At 50.2% G+C, this 19,462-nt stretch carries 16 protein-coding genes; 6 read left to right on the top strand and 10 right to left on the bottom strand.

The features are described from left to right. Positions 1-454: 454 nt before the first annotated feature. The 6 genes from ACY2RQ_RS14155 to gloB all read right to left on the bottom strand — a co-directional run bounded on the left by ACY2RQ_RS14155 (position 455) and on the right by gloB (position 8,665). Positions 455-2,032, bottom strand: coding sequence for an ABC transporter ATP-binding protein (locus tag ACY2RQ_RS14155; protein WP_490113632.1), 1,578 nt, complete (start codon positions 2,030-2,032; stop codon positions 455-457). After that, positions 2,025-3,059 (bottom strand): ABC transporter permease, encoded by a 1,035-nt coding sequence (locus ACY2RQ_RS14150; protein WP_490113631.1) that lies wholly within the window; start codon positions 3,057-3,059, stop codon positions 2,025-2,027. Before ACY2RQ_RS14150 ends, ACY2RQ_RS14155 begins: the two co-directional genes overlap by 8 nt. After that, on the bottom strand, positions 3,056-4,147 hold the full coding sequence (locus tag ACY2RQ_RS14145) for a microcin C ABC transporter permease YejB (protein ID WP_490113630.1): 1,092 nt from the start codon (positions 4,145-4,147) through the stop codon (positions 3,056-3,058). The genes ACY2RQ_RS14150 and ACY2RQ_RS14145 overlap by 4 nt, the downstream gene beginning before the upstream one ends. Positions 4,148-4,264: 117 nt before the next feature. Next, positions 4,265-6,043, bottom strand: coding sequence for an extracellular solute-binding protein (locus tag ACY2RQ_RS14140; RefSeq protein ID WP_490113629.1), 1,779 nt, complete (start codon positions 6,041-6,043; stop codon positions 4,265-4,267). Positions 6,044-6,203: 160 nt separating this feature from the next. Next, a complete protein-coding gene (locus ACY2RQ_RS14135; protein ID WP_490113628.1) occupies positions 6,204-7,832 on the bottom strand; it encodes a lytic transglycosylase in 1,629 nt (542 codons plus the stop codon). Between the two features lie 38 nt (positions 7,833-7,870). Beyond that, positions 7,871-8,665: a hydroxyacylglutathione hydrolase gene (gloB, locus tag ACY2RQ_RS14130; RefSeq protein ID WP_490113627.1), complete on the bottom strand. Its 795-nt coding sequence runs from the start codon at positions 8,663-8,665 to the stop codon at positions 7,871-7,873. A gap of 80 nt (positions 8,666-8,745) precedes the next feature. On the opposite strand from gloB, the gene ACY2RQ_RS14125 reads away from it, so the two are divergent. From ACY2RQ_RS14125 to ACY2RQ_RS14105, 5 genes are all read left to right on the top strand, one after another. Then, positions 8,746-9,528 (top strand): class I SAM-dependent methyltransferase, encoded by a 783-nt coding sequence (locus ACY2RQ_RS14125; RefSeq protein ID WP_490113626.1) that lies wholly within the window; start codon positions 8,746-8,748, stop codon positions 9,526-9,528. Then, a complete protein-coding gene (gene rnhA, locus ACY2RQ_RS14120; protein WP_490113625.1) occupies positions 9,525-9,977 on the top strand; it encodes a ribonuclease HI in 453 nt (150 codons plus the stop codon). Before ACY2RQ_RS14125 ends, rnhA begins: the two co-directional genes overlap by 4 nt. Before the next feature lie 35 nt (positions 9,978-10,012). Beyond that, the gene (gene dnaQ, locus ACY2RQ_RS14115) at positions 10,013-10,744 is read left to right on the top strand and encodes a DNA polymerase III subunit epsilon (protein ID WP_490113624.1); all 732 of its coding nucleotides are present in this window, start codon (positions 10,013-10,015) and stop codon (positions 10,742-10,744) included. Positions 10,745-10,830: 86 nt separating this feature from the next. Next, positions 10,831-12,507 (top strand): FimL-related protein, encoded by a 1,677-nt coding sequence (locus ACY2RQ_RS14110; protein ID WP_490113623.1) that lies wholly within the window; start codon positions 10,831-10,833, stop codon positions 12,505-12,507. Next, positions 12,507-13,157: a hypothetical protein gene (locus tag ACY2RQ_RS14105; RefSeq protein WP_490113622.1), complete on the top strand. Its 651-nt coding sequence runs from the start codon at positions 12,507-12,509 to the stop codon at positions 13,155-13,157. The genes ACY2RQ_RS14110 and ACY2RQ_RS14105 overlap by 1 nt, the downstream gene beginning before the upstream one ends. A 127-nt stretch (positions 13,158-13,284) precedes the next feature. On the opposite strand, the gene ACY2RQ_RS14100 is transcribed toward ACY2RQ_RS14105, so the two are convergent. After that, positions 13,285-13,599: an SCP2 sterol-binding domain-containing protein gene (locus ACY2RQ_RS14100; RefSeq protein ID WP_490113621.1), complete on the bottom strand. Its 315-nt coding sequence runs from the start codon at positions 13,597-13,599 to the stop codon at positions 13,285-13,287. Between the two features lie 261 nt (positions 13,600-13,860). On the opposite strand from ACY2RQ_RS14100, the gene sohB reads away from it, so the two are divergent. Continuing rightward, positions 13,861-14,913: a protease SohB gene (sohB, locus tag ACY2RQ_RS14095; protein ID WP_490113620.1), complete on the top strand. Its 1,053-nt coding sequence runs from the start codon at positions 13,861-13,863 to the stop codon at positions 14,911-14,913. 38 nt (positions 14,914-14,951) lie between these two features. Here the strand turns inward: sohB and ACY2RQ_RS14090 are convergent, their stop codons facing one another. The 3 genes from ACY2RQ_RS14090 to ACY2RQ_RS14080 all read right to left on the bottom strand — a co-directional run bounded on the left by ACY2RQ_RS14090 (position 14,952) and on the right by ACY2RQ_RS14080 (position 19,256). Next, positions 14,952-16,121: a cation:proton antiporter domain-containing protein gene (locus tag ACY2RQ_RS14090; protein WP_490113634.1), complete on the bottom strand. Its 1,170-nt coding sequence runs from the start codon at positions 16,119-16,121 to the stop codon at positions 14,952-14,954. Between the two features lie 1,001 nt (positions 16,122-17,122). Continuing rightward, the gene (locus ACY2RQ_RS14085; protein WP_490113619.1) at positions 17,123-17,611 is read right to left on the bottom strand and encodes a DUF934 domain-containing protein; all 489 of its coding nucleotides are present in this window, start codon (positions 17,609-17,611) and stop codon (positions 17,123-17,125) included. Further along, positions 17,592-19,256 carry a nitrite/sulfite reductase gene (locus ACY2RQ_RS14080; RefSeq protein WP_490113618.1) on the bottom strand — a complete coding sequence of 555 codons (1,665 nt, stop codon included), beginning with the start codon at positions 19,254-19,256 and terminating at the stop codon, positions 17,592-17,594. The genes ACY2RQ_RS14085 and ACY2RQ_RS14080 overlap by 20 nt, the downstream gene beginning before the upstream one ends. Between the last annotated feature and the right edge of the window lie 206 nt (positions 19,257-19,462).

Below are 19,462 nucleotides of genomic sequence, written 5' to 3'. Positions count from 1 at the left end.
GTGGACATGGAGAAAATCTTTGAAATCACCTGATTCCATCCTCTCTTCATGGCCGGTCGAAAAAAGCTCCCTGCCTTTTCGACATTTCCGCCATCCCTGGCGGTCACAGGCGCTCAGGCAACGAAGCATCGCCGATGGTAGTGCGGGATGATTTTGGGGTTAGTCCATGTGCCCCCTTCGGGGATAATAAAGAGTAGGTCATCGTCAGGCTTCTAATTCACTTTGATTAGTTCAGGACTATATAAAACCCCGATCGGAACTTCCGTTTGGGGTTTTATATATGAATACAATATGATGAAAAAAGGGGCATCTAAAAGTATTCAGCTTTGATTCGGGCATTTTTATACCTTTATATAAGGATATTATACAATCATATATAACCCCTTCATTTACCCCAAATCATTATTTGGTATATTATCCTGGTTTTTATATCAGGAAAAAGCCAAAAAGTACGTCATTGTCTAATAGCGGCCTGAATCAGTGCTTGAGTGTACTTATGTTGAGGCTTTTGGAATATCTGTTCCGTTTCGCCGGACTCAACAATCAGTCCATTCTTCAGAACAGCAATGCGGTGACTTAACGCCCGAACAACAGAAAGGTCATGGCTGATAAAAATATAACTTAGTTGGTACTTCTTCTGAAGGTTTCTTAATAGTTCGATCAACTGCAGCTGCAGTCTTCGGTCGAGGGAGGAGGTAGGTTCATCAAGAATAATAAGTGAAGGTTTTAATATAAGGGCACGGGCCAGGGCTATACGTTGTCGCTGTCCGCCGGAAAATTCATGGGGATATCGGTCAAGAACGGATGGATGGAGTCCGATTTCTTTAAGTGTTGACACCATATGCTTCTCTCTCTCTTGCAAAGACAGCTCCGTATGAACAACAAGTCCTTCTTCCAGAATCGATCGAATATTCAGGCGAGGGTTCAGGCTCCCAAAAGAGTCTTGGAAAACCAATTGGATATCTTTTTGAATGAGACGGAATTGTTTCTCTGCCAGACCCTGTACAGGTTTTCTCCGGAAGAAAATGTCTCCTTCAGACGACAGTATTCGCAAAATAGCCAGACCCAAGGAGGTTTTTCCTGAACCGCTTTCACCGACAAGCCCCAGAGTTTCTCCGTTTTGTAATGAAAGAGAAATGTCTTTTATAACAGATCTTTGTTTTCTTTTTTTAAACCAGAAATGAGTTTGGTTATACCAGGCTGAAAGTTGGTTCAGGAGTAGGATTTGCCCGGAATTTTCTGGCACGGGAGAAGGCTTACCAGAGGGGATACTGTTGATAAGGCTTCGGGTGTGTGGATGCTTTGGCGTGAAAAAAACAGACTCTGTTTCTCCCTGTTCAATAATGCGCCCATCAGACATAACACAGATTCTTTCACAATATTGCTTGACAATACCCAGGTCATGGGTAATCAGCAGTATGGCGATATGATATTTTTCCTGCAGTTTTTTCAGTAGTTTCAACACCTGTTGCTCGACGGTGATATCCAGCGCTGTTGTGGGTTCATCGGCTATCAGGAGTTTAGGCTTATTGGCAATGGCCATGGCAATCATCACCCGCTGTCGCTGACCTCCGGAGAGTTGATGAGGAAAACGGTGAATTGTCTGTTCAGGGTTGGGAAGCTCAACATCACGAAACAGGCTTATCGCTTCCTCCATTGCTTCTGTTTTGGACAGGTTCTTATGGATAAAAAGGTTTTCAGCAACCTGTCTGCCCACTTTATGCAATGGATTAAGGGATAACATGGGTTCCTGAAAAATCATACTGATCTGGTTGCCACGCAGTGTCTTTAACTGCTTTAAAGACATATTTCGCAATTTTCTGTTTTCAAAAATGATATGTCCTGTAACTTCCATTTCATCAGGAAGGAGGCCAGGTATTGAATAGGCTGTCAGAGATTTTCCCGCTCCGGAGTCACCCACCAGAGCCAGAGTTTCTCCAGTCGAAAGGTTCAAATTAATATCACGGACTAAAGGGCCATGATGCTTATGGATGATAGAAAGGCCTCTTAGTTGAAGCAATGGTTCAGCCATGAATAGCCCTCGGATTAAGGGCATCCCGAACCCCTTCGCCAATAAAGACAAGTACAACAAGCAGGACTGAAATAACCATAAATGCGGTAATACCCAGCCAGGGAGCTTGAAGATTATGTTTTCCCTGAGCGATTAGCTCTCCCAGAGAAGCTGATCCGGAGGGAAGCCCAAAACCAAGGAAATCCAATGATGCAAGAGTGGTAATTGCACCACAAAGCAGGAAGGGCAGGTAGGTCAGTGTGGAAACAAGAGTATTAGGCAGAATATGCCGAATAATTACCCTGTGGTTTTGCAGGCCCATAGCTCTGGCTGCCATAACATACTCATAATTTCTGGCTTTCAGGAACTCAGCTCTTACCAGGTCAACTAATGGCATCCAGGAGAATAACAGCAGAATGAACAGGAGTGTCCAGAAACCAGTATCAACAAGGCCAGAGAGTATAATCAACAGATAAAGCACAGGAAGACCGGACCATACCTCCAGTAACCGTTGTCCGGTCATATCAATAGCACCACCGTAATATCCTTGAATTGCGCCAATAGTTATTCCAAGAGAAGAGCTTCCCAGGGCCAGAAGCAGGCCAAAAATAATGGATGTGCGTAAACCATGTAATACGCGTGCCAGAATATCCCGGCCCTGGTCATCGGTTCCTAACCAGTTTTCAAATGAAGGTGCTCTGGGAGCGGAACGCTGGTAATTAATCGTGTCGTAGCTGAATGGAACAGGGGCTTGAATAATATAGCCGCCACTGTTGCTGATCTGTGTGTATATGTAGTTATCCTGCCAGTCCGGTTCCAGATCCAGCTCTCCCCCAAAAGTTGTTTCCGGGTAGGTCTGAAGAAAAGGTAAATAGAACTGTCCTTGATAGCTCACCAGCAAAGGCCGGTGGTTGGCTATAACATCGGCCAGCAGGCTGACAGTAAAGATTACCAGAAATATCCAGAGAGAGATGTAACTGCGGCGATGGGATTTGAATATCTGCCATCGCCTTTGATTCAGCGGGCTTAGATTTATCCAGAGACTCACAGGGTGCCCCTTGCATCAAAATGGATTCGCGGGTCAATTAATACATAGGTCAGGTCTCCCGCCAGCTTTATCAGCAGCCCTAACAGGGTGAAGATATAAAGGGTGCCGAAAACAACCGGGTAATCCCGTTGAATCACCGCTTCAAATCCCATTAATCCCAATCCGTCGAGGGAGAAAATAATTTCCACCAGCAGGCTACTGGTAAACAATATGCTGAGCAGGGCGGCGGGTAATCCTGATATCACCAGCAACATGGCATTGCGAAATATATGGCGGAACAGAATCTGGTATTCTCCCAGACCTTTTGATCGGGCGGTTATGACGTATTGGCGGTGGATTTCTTCCAGAAACGAATTGCGGGTCAATAGTGTCAAGGTAGCGAAACTGCCAATCACCAGCGCGCCGACAGGAAGAACCAAATGCCACAGGTAATCAAAAATTTTTTCAGCTCCGTTCATTTCATGAAAGTTTTCCGATACCAGCCCGCTCAAGGGGAATATCTGCCAGTAAGATCCTCCTGCAAACAGCACAACCAGCAGCATGGCAAATAAAAATACGGGAATGGCATAACCTGTAGCGATAAGCAGGCTGCTCCAGGTATCAAAGGCTGCCCCCTGTTTTAATGCTTTGGTTATGCCTAGGGGAATAGATATCAGGTAAACCAGGAGAGTGCTCCATAAACCAAGGGAAATTGAAACGGGGAGCTTCTCGAGAATAAGGTCCGTCACTTTTATGGTTCGATAGAAACTCTTGCCAAGATCAAAGGTAAGATAATCTCCCGTCATTTTCAGAAAGCGTTCGTGGGCCGGGCGATCAAAACCGTACTGTTTTTCAATCAGTTTGATAAGTTCAGGAGAGAGGGTGTGACTGCCCTGATGTTCATTATATTCCTGGGTATTAACCTGATTGTCTGCTTCATTACCTCCACTGATACGGCTGCTGGCATCGGTGTCAAAACCTTCAAATCTGGCGACCATCTGTTCTACGGGACCACCAGGCGCAGCCTGAACAATAATAAAGTTCAGCAGCAGAATGCCAAACAGTGTGGGAATCAGCAGCAGCAGGCGGTGAAAGATATAGGTTTTCATGGCCCCATTGTGTTTTATGCATTCTTATAGAAACAGTTTATAAAAAAGCAGCCAATGTTACTCTCTGTTCAGAATTCACTGTTCAGAATTCACTGCTCAGAATAGTTGTCCGAGTGTTTAATCTGTTGGCTTTTTCAGTTTAGACGCTGGAACAGACCACCATGTTGTTTTATCAATGGTGTAGCGTGTCATTGTGTTCGGATAAGCCAGTTGATTGCTGTGGGCCACCCGCCAGTAAGGATGGTAAAACAGGGGGATCACCTTAAATCCCCATAGCAGTGTGCGGTCAAGGGCCTGTACCAGAGTGGTTAATTCTTCTCGGGAGCGTGAAGCGGGAATCTGCCGGGTAATTGCGTCAATAACTGGGTTTTTTATGCCTGCCAGATTCAGGGTTCCAGGTTCATTAATGTTCTCGCCACTCCAGAACAGCGACTGTTCCTGTCCGGGAGAAGGGGTGTGGCGGAAAGTGTGAAGAATAAGATCAAACTCAAGGGCGCGTATATGTTTTAGATATCGTGCGCTTTCTACCGTTCGTATACGTAATATGATTCCCGCTTCAGCAAAACGCCGCACCTGCCCCTGGGCCAGCCGTTCCTGCTGGGGGGAACCAAGCAATAATTCCATAGTGACAGGCTTTCCAGCAGGTGAAATCAACTTGCCTTTTTTCAGTGAAAAACCAGCCGCTTGAAACAGGTTCAGGGCATATATCAGTTTCTCCCTTTTGCTCATGGCTGTGGCCGGTGGCCAGGATTCCTCAAAGAGCCTTTGTGGAAGTTCCTTTTTCCAGGGAAGCAGAATGGTCAATTCATCAGAGCCGGGGAGAGCCGGAGCGGCGAGATCACTTCCGGCAAACAGGCTGTTGGCTTTCAGAGCGGAATTGTTGAGCAAATGGCCCAAAGCCCATTCAACATCCAGCAAAATAGTAATAGCTTCCCTGACCCTGATATCCTGGTAGAGAGGTTTTCGGCTGTTAATAACAAGGGATGTTGTCTGGGGATTATGATTGGTCCAGCTGGATTTTATCAGCCTGCCACTCTCCAGTGCGCTGCGACTGTGACCGCTGTCCCAGTAACGGGAATCACTTTCCATACGCCAGTTAAGCTGGCCGCTGTTCAGGGCTTCAAGGGCAACATTGGTATCCCGGAAAAAGTTATAGCGGATGATATCAAAATTAAAACGCCCTACATTGATGGGATGATTTTTTGCCCAGTAATCAGGGTCGCGTTTGTATTCAATATAACGCCCGGGCTGGAACCGATGAATCTGGTAAGGACCGCTGCCTACAGGAATATCCAGAGTCGTTTCACTAAAATCCCTGTCTTTCCACCAATGGCTGGCCAAAACCGGAAGCTGCCCCAGAAGCAGGGGAAGTTCCCGATTTCTGTTGGCTTTAAAGATAAATACCACCCTTGATGGAGAAGTCGCTTTTACACTCTCAACATCTTGGTAGAACTGCCTCCAGAACAGATTCCCCTGCTCAGTCAGAGCCTTGAAACTGAAGACGATATCGTTTGCGGTGACTGGTTTACCATCATGGAAACGGGCCGCAGGATTAATATGAAAAGCGATCCAGCTGTTATCTGCAGGGCGTTCGATTTTTTCGGCAATAACACCATATTTTGTGAGTGGTTCATCCCAGCTGCGGGTTAACAACGTGTCATGGGTAAAGAACAATCCGAAAGGCGCTTTACCATTAGGTCCATAGAGATTAAAGGTATCGTAGGTGCCTATCTGGGCCATGGAAATGGTGCCACCTTTCGGGGCTTCAGGATTCACAGTATCAAAGTGTTTCATATCCGGCCCGTGTTTGGGCTGACCATGAATGGCAATGGCATGGGTAAAGGTAACCGGATTTTGTGCAAACAGGCTGGTATGAATCAGACTAAGCGTCAGCATTAACCGCATTTTTCTGAAGCTCAGAGTGCTGCTTATTGTGAAATGGTGAATGGAGAGCAAGAGGCATCCGGTTTTTATTGGTGCTTCCTGAAACTATAGGCAAAAAAAACGGGAGCAGGGTTATACCTGGCTCCCGTTTTATGGTTTTGAATAATCGCTCTTAACGGGTTACATCCACAAACAGGGTGAGTTTGTCTCCCGGCTGCAGATATTTGCCAAGGGAGTTGTTCCACTTGCGAATATCGCTGATTTTCACTTTGTGCCTGGAGGCAATAATCGACAGGTTATCACCTTTGCGAACCTTGTAATTCACTTTGCGCACAATGCCAGAGCCGGCTTTTACTGTATTATTAGTCCAGATCACCAGCTTCTGGCCAATCCTCAGCATGTCTTTCGGTGCCATGCTGTTCCAGGACGCCAGGTTGCGTACAGACACATCATATTTCCGGGCCAGATCCCAGAAGTTGTCCCCACTGCGGACAATATGGCTGACTTTGCTGCGGCCTTTAACCGGGCGGCTGGACTTTACAAGACGACGCTGTTCTGCAGTCAGAGTGTAATTATCACTGGCCACGGAGGGCACGGGAATCAGCAGGGTTTTACCTGCCACAATGCGGGAACCGGATACCTGGTTGATTTCCTGAATCAGACTGACCTGGGTGCCGAAACGGTTAGCGATACGAATCAGGCTGTCACCGGATTTAATCGTATAACGCTGCCATTTTAACCGTTTCTCAGGAGGTAGTTCGCTCAGGGCTGTACGGAAAGCCTCGGCCTGCTCAATGGGAACCAGCAGCTTATGTGGGCCATCGGGGCTGGTAGCCCAGCGATTAAAAGCTGGATTCAGCTGATAGAGTTCGTCCACTTCCATATTGGCCAGTTTGGCGGCCCGGGCAAGGTCTATCTGCTGACCGATATCTACCTGCTCAAAATAAGGTTCATTGGTAACTGAGGGCAGGGTCAGGCCGTACGTATCCGGATCACGAACAATTTTACCCAAGGCCAGCAGTTTGGGAGCATAGGCGGAAGTTTCCCGGGGCAGAGACAAAGACCAGAAGTCCGTAGGCTTGCCCGCTTTTTTATTCCGCTTAACGGCGTTGGCAACAGTTCCTCTGCCTGCATTGTAGGCGGCCAGGGCCAGTTCCCAGTCATTAAACTGGTTATGGAGTTCTTCGAGGTAGGTGAGGGCGGCATTGGTTGCAGCTACAACATCGCGCCGGCCGTCGTACCACCAGTTCTGTTCCAGTCCGTAATGGCGACCGGTGGCTGGCATAAACTGCCAGAGTCCGGAAGCCCGGGCAAAGGAGTAGGCAAAAGGGTCAAAGGCACTTTCCACCACTGGCAGCAGGGCAACTTCCATGGGCATGCCACGACGCTGGGTTTCCATCACAATGTAATGGAGGTAAGGGGAAGCCCGGGCAAAGACCCGGTTAAAGTAACCCTGGTTACGGCTGTACCAGCGCAGCTCCGCGCGGATACGGGCGTTGTCCTGATTGAGATTCAGTGCCAGACCATCACGAATCACTTCTACCAGATCATCGGGGTGAAGTACCGGTTGAGGTTCAATTGGCTTTTCCTCAGAGGCCGCAGGTACAGCGACCGCAGTTTGAGACTTATCGGCCTTATCAGCTGCGGAAGATTTTCCGCTGAGGGATGCCTCTGGCGGAGAAAGGGTTTTTTCTGGCACCATTGTCTGGCATCCGCTGAGCAGCAATGCCAGCGCCAGTGGTTTTGCCAGTCTGAAGGAAACAGGAGAACATGCGTCCTGATTGGGCGTCTTATCTTGCATTATAATCCAGTGTTTTTCTTAACAGTCTATGACACCCTTCAGAAAATATCCTTCCATTGCCGGATAGTTGCGAAAGTGTCTTCGGGGGACGTCATCGGACGATCAGCGTGCAGGCTCGCGGCCTGGACAACATCCGAATGCTCCACCCGTAAAAAAGGGTTTGTCTCGCGCTCATCAGATAGCAGGGTGGGAACTGTAGCATGATTTCGCGCACGAAGATCCTGAACAGTCTGCATGCGTTGCTTGAGAATGGCGTTTTGTGGTTCTACAGCCCGGGCAAAGGCCAGATTGGACTGAGTGTATTCATGGGCGCAATACACCCGGGTGTTAGAGGGAAGCGTTGCAAGCTTTGACAGAGACTGCCACATATCGGCAGCCGTGCCTTCAAACAGCCGGCCACAGCCGCCGGCAAACAGTGTGTCGCCGGAGAAGAGTACCGGACCCTGTCCGGGCAGCGGGCCAAAGTAGCAGATATGCCCGGCTGTGTGCCCCGGAGTTGCTATCACCCGCAGGGGGATATCGTGAAAAATGGTGATTTCATCGCCATCCTGAAGGGGCTGGTTAATGCTTGGAATTTTCTCACTGCCAGGTCCGTACACAACGAGGGAAGATTTTCCCGCTTGTGCACTTGTCAGCAGGTCAATGCCACCGGTATGGTCAGTATGGTGGTGAGTAATGATGATTCCGGCCAGCTCCACGCCTTCTCTGCGGCAGGCATCCAGAACGACGTTACCATCGCCGGGATCAACTACGTAACAGGTTCGGCTTTTGGAGTTGGTTAGCATCCAGATATAATTATCATTGAATGCTTGCAGTCCGATAATCGAGATCATATTTCAACCAGGATGGGATATGAAAAGCTAGCGTGATCGTACTGGTTAACCTGTTTCATGCCAATAGTCATGGATACTGAATGTTTGCAAGAAATCGTAGTTCTGAATGTGGTTCTTTTGCCGAATGGCTGCCCGCGGTCAGGCAATGGCTTGCTAGTGAGCGTGGACAGTTTTTGCTGGAAACCGAAAAACAACTGTTAAGCACAGTGTTGCCCCGCATGTTTGGGCACCACGCCTGCACCTTGGGCATATTGCCGGACGCCTCTCTGCTGGACGAGGCCCAGATCGTCCATAAAACCTTCCTTACGCCCCTGGATGAGCATTCCCCTGATCCAACAGTGCGGTTGTCAGTTAACGCATGGCCGATCCAGCCACGCAGTATGAACCTGGTAGTGCTGCACCACGCCCTTGAGTTTGCCGCGCGGCCCCACAGAACCTTACGGGAAGCCTGTCGTACCTTGATGCCCGGTGGTCGGCTGGTGGTTGTGGGGTTTAATCCGAGAAGTTTGTGGAATCCCGTACGTATGGTGGGTATCGGTGATGATAAAATTATCCGCCGTGCCAGGTTCTACCAGCCTCGGCGTATTAATGACTGGTTAACATTGTTGAACTTTCGGCAATGCCATCTGCACTATGGCGGTGGTATGTTCCCGTTAACCGGCGTGCTGAACCCGGCCCGGTGCCATAAGGTAGAGCATTTTATTTCCACCGACCGTTTGGGTATGGGCAGTGTTTATGTGCTTGTGGCGATCAAGGAGCGTTCCGGACTGATTCCCTACGACCGGCGCTGGCGCAGTAATGATAACCGACTTTTCGGCAGTACCGCCTGTACTGCCGGTGATCTGATGAAGGATAACCGTTGAGAAAAATTGTTGAGATATACACGGATGGTGCCTGCAGTGGCAACCCCGGCCCTGGTGGCTGGGGAGTGGTACTGCGTTACGGAGACAAGGAAAAACACCTCTTTGGCGGCGAGAAGGAGACTACTAATAACCGCATGGAGTTGATGGCCGCCATAGAAGGTCTGGTTGCTTTGACCCGTTCCTGTGATGTGAAACTGACGACAGATTCCCAGTATGTCCGCAAGGGTATTACCGAGTGGCTGGCGGGGTGGAAGCGCAAAAACTGGATGACAGCCAGTAAAAAACCGGTCAAGAATGTAGACCTGTGGAAGAGACTGGAGGCCGAGTCTGCCCGACACCGTGTAGAGTGGTACTGGATAAAGGGGCACAGTGGTCATCCCGATAATGAAATGGCCGATGAGCTGGCTCGCCAGGGGGCCCGTAAGGCTGCCGGCAAGTCGTTAAAATAAGAGCCAATACAGAACAGGCGATTGGATAAGCAACCATGTCCCGAATAATTGTCCTTGATACAGAAACTACCGGTCTTGAACCGTCCCTCGGCCACCGGGTGATTGAGATCGGTTGTGTTGAGCTGGTTAACCGCAAACTGACCGGTAACCACTACCACGTTTATATCAACCCTGAAAGGGAAGTCGAGGCCAGCGCTATTGAAGTGCATGGTATTACCAACGAGTTCCTTCAGGACAAGCCGGTATTTTCCCAGATTGCGGTGGACTTCCTGAATTTTGTTCAGGGGGCTGAGCTGGTGATTCATAACGCGCCCTTTGACGTGGGCTTTATTAACCACGAATTCCGCATGCTGGCCAATGGCCCGGGTAATATTGAGCAGTATTGTAAGATCACTGACAGTCTGGCCATGGCCCGCAAGAAGCATCCGGGCCAGCGCAACAGTCTGGATGCTTTGTGTAAGCGGTATGGAGTAGATAACTCCAGCCGAACTCTGCATGGTGCACTCCTTGACTCGGAAATTCTGGCGGATGTTTATCTGCTGATGACCGGTGGCCAGACCGCTCTCTCTTTGGGAGCCCTTGAAAGCTCAGGGGAAGAGAATGCGGCCAGCGGTGGTATTCGTCGCTTAAGTGCTGACCGGCCCAGGTTAAAAGTGGTGCAGGCCAGCGAGGATGAACTGGCCCAGCACCGGAAAAAGCTGGCGGTGATTGAGAAGAAAGCTGGAAGCTGCCTCTGGAAACAGCAGTTTCCGGACAAGGTTCACTGATTGCTGAAGGAACTCTGTATCAGTACATAGGCTACTGATATAGTGATCGAACCAAGATAAACCAAGAACAAGAAGGAGCGTTAACGATGGCTGGAGTCGCGTCCCTGTTGCCGCTTCGTGATGAGCTGGAGCGCTCAATAGATAATATTGTGCACCGGCTTGAGCAGTTCACGGAAGACCGCAGTAATGTGTCGCCACTGACCGAAACCTTCCAGGCTCTGGAGCAGGTGGTGGGCATCGTCAGGATGGTGGAACTGAGCGGGGCCGAATTGCTGATTGTTGAGCTTCTGCACCTTGTGACGGAGCTGCGGGAAGGCCGGGACAGTGACTGTATCCTGGAAGACCTTGGACAGGGGCTTCTGGTGTTTCAGCGTTACCTGGATTTTATTCTGCGTCGTAATGATGAGTTCCCAGAGCTGTTGTTATCCATAGTGAACACGCTTCGGAAGCAGCGTGGAGTGCCTGTTCTGCCTGAAAGTCAGTTTTTCCGGGTGCGTATGATGGAACTCGCCATGTCCGGAGAGCCTCTGTGCGCTGACCCGGAACGCTCCCGGCAGACCACCCGTCGGCTGCGGCAGATGTACCAGATAGGCTTGCTTGGTCTTCTATCCCATAAGCGCCCTTACGCAGGCATACGCCTGATGCAGCGTGCCGCGACTCATCTGGCGGAACTGCACAGGCACCTGCCGTTTTCCCGTTTCTGTCGGGTATTGGCGGCCTGTCTGGAAGCCTTTGTCGATATGGAAATGGAACTGTCCCGTCCCCGTACAATTTTGTTCAGCCGGGTTGACCAGTTTTTAAGAAAACTCCAGTTGCCTGCCGGTTTGGAGAGCCTTGATGTTCCCGATGAGTTTATGAAAGAGATGCTCTATCTGGTGGCGGTATCCGGCAGCTGCGGGCCACTGTCCAATGTCGTACGGAATGAATTTGCCATTATGCCCCTGCCGTTTACCGACCGTACTTTGGGTGATGCCCGTAAAGCGATGGAAGGTCCGGCTTCGGATGTCTTTAAATCCCTTTCCGGAGTTCTGCAGGAAGAGCTGGTAGCGGTTAAGGATATGCTGGATCTGGCTGGTCGTGGTGCCAGCAGTACGGACTTGGACTACGCCGGTCTGGTAACGGCCATGTCCACACTGACGAAAACCCTGTCCATGGTTGGACTGCACTCCGCAGCCAATACCCTGCAGAAACAGCAGATTCAGGTGCAGGTATGGCAGGAACATGGCCAGGTGGCGGAAGGTGAACGGTTGCAGGAAGTGGCTGAGGCTGTGCTCTATGTAGAAGCCATGGTGGCCACCCTTGGCGTGATTGGCCAGCCGGTGGTACCAGAAGAGCAGGAAAGTAATTCTACATCTGTCCGTTATGGACAGTTGAACGAAGCCAGTTGTGTGATCTGGGATGAGGCCCAGGCCGGGCTGACCCTGACCAAGCGAGCCATTAATGCCTATCTGGAATCAGACTACGACAAGATTCACTTGGATAACCTGCCCAAAACTCTGCAGGCCATCCGTGGCGGGCTACAGTTCTCCGGTGAGGAGAGGGGGGCTCGGTTGATTCAGTGTTGCGCCGATTTTCTTCGTGAGCAGGTCCTGCAGAGCGAAGAGCCCCTCAGTCACGCAGCTCTGGAAACCTTTGCTGATGTGTTGTCCAGCCTGGAGTACTTCGTGGAGTCCGGTGCTGTGGGTGACAAACGAGCTATTCGAGCCCTGGAGCTGGCGGAGTCCAGTTTAAGTGAACTGGGTTATGAGGTGGTGGCAGCTTGATGAGTACTGTTCTGCTTATGGCTCTGCCGGTTCTGGCGACTTTGCTGGTGATATGGCTGACCTTTCGCCTGCTGCTTAACACAAGCTGGATTCTGGGCTGGCTTCGAGGAATGGCGGGATTGTTATTTCTCGGTTTGTCGGTGGCGTCTGTGCTGGTGGTCTGGGATCTGACCGCTTTCCGAACCCTGGAAGATAACCGTTCCCTGGCCATTGTCAGCTTTAAAAAGAAAGCGTCAAAAACCTGGGAGGCGGAGGTGGCCGGCCTTGGCAGTGGTTTTCTGGTGAAGTCTATGAGCGGCGATCTCTGGACTTTTGAGGTGGAGTATATGCACTGGCATCTGGGAAGTTATTCCGGTCAGTTGTTCAGGCCCACCCAGATTAAAGGGCGTTATCTCACTCTTGAACAGGAACGCACCCAGGGCCATTCCCGGCAGGGCCGTCTGTATACATCGATTTATGGTATTGATAGCTGGATGGTGGTCAAACTTTTTGACCCTCTGAAAGCGGTAGAAGTCCGGAAGATTACCGCTCCTTACTTCCCCATGGAGGATGGCGCTATTTATGAGGTCACGCTGAAAGGTGATGAGCTGACTGTTAAAGCGATCAATGAGCCTGCTCAGGTTGCTGTTGCCTCGGTCGCTGGGAATTAGTCGGGAGAATTCTACGGGCGGTTAGTTTTTGTCTTTTAGTGGAAAAGTATGGTGGGAAAGCAGGAGTATCCCAGAAAACACTCCTGCGGTTCCAATACCCGGGCGAGTGCCTGAATGAATGGATTGCTTAGTTAGGGAAGAGTTCACCCAGCTTGGTGGCCAGCATCATATCCCCTTCAGCGCGCAGTTTACCCATCATAAATGCCTGCATGCCATCCATTTCACCGGTCATAACGCCAGTCAGGGTTTCGGTGTCCATAATCAGAGTGACATTGGGATCATCGTTGGCACCTTCAACGATATTGCAGGTACCATCCTTGACGATCAGGTGATAAACATCACCGTCTTCAATATCAAATTGAAACACCAGATCCAGTCCGGCCGCGGCATCGGCATTGAATTTGCCTTGCATCTTCTCAAAAATCTCAACGAGATTTGCCATCGTCATGTCCCTTTCGTCATTAATAGACCGGTTCAGCTTATTTTAATCTTGCTGTTATCGGTTGTACTGCACAGGCTCGTATGTACAAGCCGGCTCAGGGTATTTGACACCCGTGTAGGTGTCAACCACATTGACCGGCATTTGTTTATAGTACAATTTTGGGGCAATTTGGCAGCAAAGAGTGGTGAGATAAGCCCAACTCTGGTTTATTCTAAGCCGCCGGGAAAATAATCAGTACCCATAAGGTGAAGGAGAACGCGTTTGGAATTTCTGATGGACATTGGTCTGTTTCTGACCAAAGTAATCATTATTGTTGGTGGCATTCTGGCGATTGTGGCTGGTATTGCCGCTGCGGGCAGCAAGGGGAAGGGAGATTCGAAAGGCCATATCCAGGTCCGCGACCTTAGTGAAGAGTATGAGGGTGGACAAAAATCCTTGGAAGAGGATCTGATGGATGCCGCTGACCTGAAAAAGAAACGCAGGCAGGAAAAGAAAGACAAGAAAGCCAGGAAGAAGGCAGAAAAAGGACAGAAAAATGAGGAGAGCCCCATGGAGCCTCGCCTGTTTGTCCTGGATTTCCATGGAGATCTGAGAGCCTCCGCGGTAAGTCGCCTGCGGGAAGAAGTTACCGCTGTACTTGGTCAGGCCCGCCAGGAAGATGAGATTCTGGTACGGCTGGAGAGCCAGGGTGGTATGGTGCACACCTATGGTCTGGCTTCTTCACAGCTGCAGCGTATTCGGGATAAAGGCATTCCCCTGACCATCGCCGTCGATAAGGTCGCTGCCAGCGGTGGTTATATGATGGCCTGCCTGGCGGATAAACTGATTGCCGCGCCCTTTGCCATTATCGGTTCAGTGGGTGTTATGGCCCAGATTCCCAACATCCATCGTTTGCTGAAAAAGCATGATGTGGATATTGAACTGCACACAGCCGGTGAGTTCAAACGTACACTGACTGTGATGGGGGAAAATACCGACAAAGGCCGTGAGAAATTCATTGAGGATCTGGAGAAGACCCACGATCTGTTTAAGGATTTTGTTGTCCGCGCCCGTCCGGTGGTCGATATTGAGCAGATATCAACCGGTGAAATCTGGTATGGCTCCCAGGCCATTGCCAAAAAGCTGGTGGATGAGTTGAAAACCAGTGATGACTATCTCTGTGACAGCTATGCCCGTGATACCAGAGTTTATCACGTTAGCTGGTCTGAGAAGAAAACCCTGCAACAGAAGCTGGGGCTGGGTGTTCAAAGTGGCCTGACTGCAACTATCAATAACGTGTGGGAAAAGCTGGTGGCGACCCGCTTCCCCGGATAAATCTTTATGCAGGAAGGCCCGATTGGGCCTTCTTCGTTCTAATCCCTTCTCAGGCGATCAGACACTGCAATCGGTGATTCATAATTAAATACCACGATATAAGATGACAGAAGCAGGGTCAGGATAGCTGTTGCCTGAATAACATGGGAAGCGATATTGTCGATCAGTCCCTGTGATGCTGCCACGCTGGCGATCAGTAGCGAGAACTCGCTGTTCTGCCCCAGTCGTACACCTGTTTCCCAGGCGATTTTCCGTTTCTCGCTGACCTTACGCAGAAAGAACCAGAATACCGGTGGTTTAATTGTCAGGAAAATAACTGCAAGAGTAACGCCGGGCACAAGCACATCCGGCAGCAGGGCAAGGTTAAAGCTGGCACCCACAGAGAAGAAAAACAGTATCAGAAAAAAGTCCCGCAGGGGTTTCAGGTTAATAGCGATGTACTGGGCAATAGGGCTGGTGGCGATGGTAATGCCGGCAATAAAAGCGCCAATCTCCGCAGACAGTCCCAGGCTATGGGCCAGCTCCCCAAGGCCAAGACACCAGCCTATGGCCAGTAAGAACAGATACTCATGGAAGCGATCATATCGTGTCATCAGCGGCAGCATCACGTAACGGACACTCAGCCAGGCAATCAATACCAGCAGGGGCAGGGTGGCAAATGTGCTGACCATGGAAAGATAGCCGCCCTGGCTGCCGCCTGCGTTATAAAGCACTAATAACATCAGGATGGCCAGCAGATCTTGGAGCAGCAACAGGCTGACCAGCAGTTCACCGGTATGTTTATGGTGCAGCACAGTTGTTGGCAGCAGCTTAATACCGATAATCGTGCTGGAAAAAATCATCGCACCGCCAATTACCAGGCTGCTGACTTCGGAAAAACCAAACAGGCGTGCACAGCCATAACCGATTATGGCGAAGACAAGGGAGCTTAACAGGCCAACCGTGGCGGTTTTGCGCAACAGGTGCATAAAGTGCCCGGGCTGCATATCAAGCCCAAGAAGAAACAGCAGGAACAGAATGCCGGCATGGGCGATATCAGTAAGCAGAGAGGTATCACTGACCAGCGCCAGACCGGATGGACCAAACAATCCCCCCAGGACAATATAAGCGACAATCAATGGTTGTCGTGTAGCCAGAGCAATGGAGGCGAGAACAGCTGCGCCGGTAAAAATCAGGAAGAATGAGAAGAACAGGGAACCGGAATCCATAAACACAGCCGTTAATGAACTCAAATCAGTATATCGGTTTATGCGTACAAGAAAAGCGTTTAGTGTCTAAACTACTCCGGTATATGTTTATTCGAGAAGGAAGAATCGCTGGCACTATAATTTCCTGATTATTTTCTCTATGAGAAGCCACTTGGGCCTTTGCGCTCATCAGCTTTTTTTACTACAGGCTTTGTTTTCCTCATCTTCATATAACTCTGCTACAGGGTACTGCTATGCATTTGTGTACTCGTTATTTTTATAAAGCATGTCTTGTCATGCCGACATTATCTCTGGTTTCTGTTCCAATGGCAGTCTGCGCAAGCGACTCAACAGCGCTTCTTCTCCAGAAGCGGGGAAATGATTACTGTCTGGAGGCTACAACGGATGGGAATGTCCATATGAATCCCTGTCGGGACACACCCAACCAGCGATGGAGAAAAGATGATGTCGCGCTGGTGTCAGGAGGATTCCAGCTATACAACCTTGGTACTTCCAAGTGTCTTGTGGTGAATAAGGCCGTTATCCATAACCCTGTTTATGACAATCTTTTTATGTGGAATTGTGTGTCGAATTATTACGATCAGTTCTGGACTGAATCCGAGGTCGGCTCGGATGTTGTCCTCAAAAATGATTATACCAACCGTTGTCTCTGGTCAAACGGCACCACAATCAAACACAGTACCTGTGATAACTCAATAATGGCTACGCACTGGTATCTTCCCCAGGTACCGACGAACACTCCTGCTCCGCCCCCGCCGAGCAGCCGCTCTATTTGTTACGGATCGTTCTTTGAGCAGCGTCATATGCAACGGACCCCTTCTAAACCTGTTTATTCCCCATATGAAGTTGTCTCCGTTGTGAAGCCTAATAAGCAGATCAGCTCTTATATTTGCTTAACGGGGAAAACTACAGGCTATTGGCTTGAGGTGCCCGGGTAAAAGCAACAGCCCCGGTCAACTCAAAGTTGACCGGGGCTGTTTCCGTTGAGTTCCAGAAGGAAATCAGAGGCGGCGGAACAAGGGTTCCTTGCGGTCTACAGAGGTCTGGTAGGCTTCGGTAAAGGCCTCCAGGCATGTAGCAGCTGTTTCTTCTTTGGTACCTTCCGGAAGCACAAAGCTATCGAAACCGCTGCGGGCCAGGTAGTGCAGCTGGTCAGGAATAAAATTCCCGGTCGCGCGAATGGTGCCGGTGTAGCCGTAACGTTCCCGCAGCAGACGAGCCACAGAAAACCCCCGACCATCGGCAAAGGCAGAAAAGTACACTGCGATAACCGGCGCTTTGGTCAGAATATCTGCCAGAGGCTCCAGCTCGGTATCCGTCTGCAGAACCAGGCCGGTTTTTCCGTCACGGTGCTCCAATTCGGCCTGCCGAGCAGTGAACTGCTCCGCGCTAAGCAGAATATTTCCACTGGAGGGCAGGGCCGCGTCATCACTGATAACGGTGTAGTCTTCAGAATCCTGGGTCAGGAGCTCAAGCTGCTTTGCGTTCATATACACGCTCCTTAAAGGGGGCCAGGCCAATACGGCGGTAAGTGCTCAGGAAGTTTTCGCCTTCATGACGCTGTGCGACATATACATCGATAATTTTGGCGATAACATCGGCAACATCATCCTGGCCAAAGGAAGGGCCGACAATCTTGCCGAGAGATGCATCATGACCGGCGGAGCCGCCTAGCATAATCTGGTAAAACTCCTCGCCTTTCTTATCTACGCCGAGAATACCGATATTGCCGATATGGTGATGGGCACAGGCATTCATGCAGCCGGAGATATTCAGGCTCAGGTCGCCCAGATCGTGGAGGTAATCCAGATTATCAAACCTGCGCTGGATGGCTTCGGCTATGGGTAGGGACTTGGCATTGGCCAGGGCGCAGAAGTCACCGCCCGGGCAGCAGATCACATCCGTCAGCAGGCCGTGGTTCGGTGAGGCCAAACGATATTCAGACAGGGCCTGCCACAGGGCATAAAGCTGATCCTGTCGTACATCCGCCAGAACCAGGTTCTGCTCATGGGTAGAACGGAGTTCACCCAGGGAGTACTTGTTCGCCAGCAGGGCAACCTGGTCCAGCTGGGTGGCGCTGATATCGCCGGGGGCTGCACCCGTGGTTTTCAGGGAGATAACAGCGGCAATATAACCGGGCTTTTTATGGCCCTGGGTATTGCGTTGGTACCAGTTGCTGAAGTCTTTGTCTTTGTTCAGGGCTTCAGTCAGCTCGGGCGGATTGTCGCCCAGTGTCTGGTATTCCGGATCAACGAAATATTGCGCAACCCTCTGAACTTCTGCCTCTGTCAGGGTGGCTGGGCCATCCTTCAGGTGCTGCCACTCTTCATCAACCCTGGCGGTAAAGGCTTCAACACCCATGGCTTTTACCAGAATCTTGATACGGGCCTTGTACTTGTTATCCCGGCGGCCATAGCGGTTATACACCCGCAGAATGGCGTCAAGATAAGTCAGCAGGTGTTGCCAGGGCAGGAACTCGCACACCACCTGGCCAATAACCGGGGTTCGACCCAGTCCGCCGCCAACCAGTACACGAAAGCCTGTTTCGCCGACATCATTCACTTGAGCCTGAAGACCGATGTCGTGCAGTTGTACGGCAGCGCGATCCTGTTCCGGGCTGGCGGTCACCGCAATCTTGAATTTACGGGGCAGGAATGCGAATTCCGGATGCAGGGTGGACCATTGGCGGATAATTTCGCACCAGGGGCGGGGATCGGTGACTTCTTCCTGCAGGATGCCTGCAAAAGGGTCGGTAGTGGTATTACGAATACAGTTGCCGCTGGTCTGGATGGCGTGCATCTGGACACTGGCAAGCTCTGCGAGAATATCCGGCACCTGTTCCAGTTCCGGCCAGTTGAACTGTATATTCTGGCGAGTGGTGATATGGACATAGCCCTTATCGTAAAAACGGGCGATGTGGGACAGCTTGCGCAGCTGGGTCGTATTCATCAGGCCATAGGGAACAGCCACCCGCAGCATGGGGGCGAATCTCTGCACATAGAGACCGTTCTGCAGGCGCAGTGGCAGAAATGCTTCTTCCGGAAGCTCTCCGGCCAGATATCGACGGGTCTGATCCCGGTATTGTTCGACACGCTCATCCACTATGCGCTGGTCGACTTCGTTATAAACGTACATAAATTATTTTTTTGTAAGCAGGTTTCAGCCGGCAGCCGGAAATATTGTCTATATTGGCGAGCGTAAAGTATCAGGCATTGCTTATTCGTAAAAGTAATATTTCGTAATATATTGATAGCTATGAATTATATGAAAGTATGTACGGCAGTGATTTTTGATGAAATCTGCCGGTGGGAATGTATGGAGTATACCGAAGGTGATCTTGT

It is taken from the genome of Parendozoicomonas sp. 209JJ7-1 (assembly GCF_058147085.1).
The sequence above is the reverse complement of the archived record's forward strand: the minus strand, read 5'-3'. Positions and strand labels throughout refer to the sequence as shown.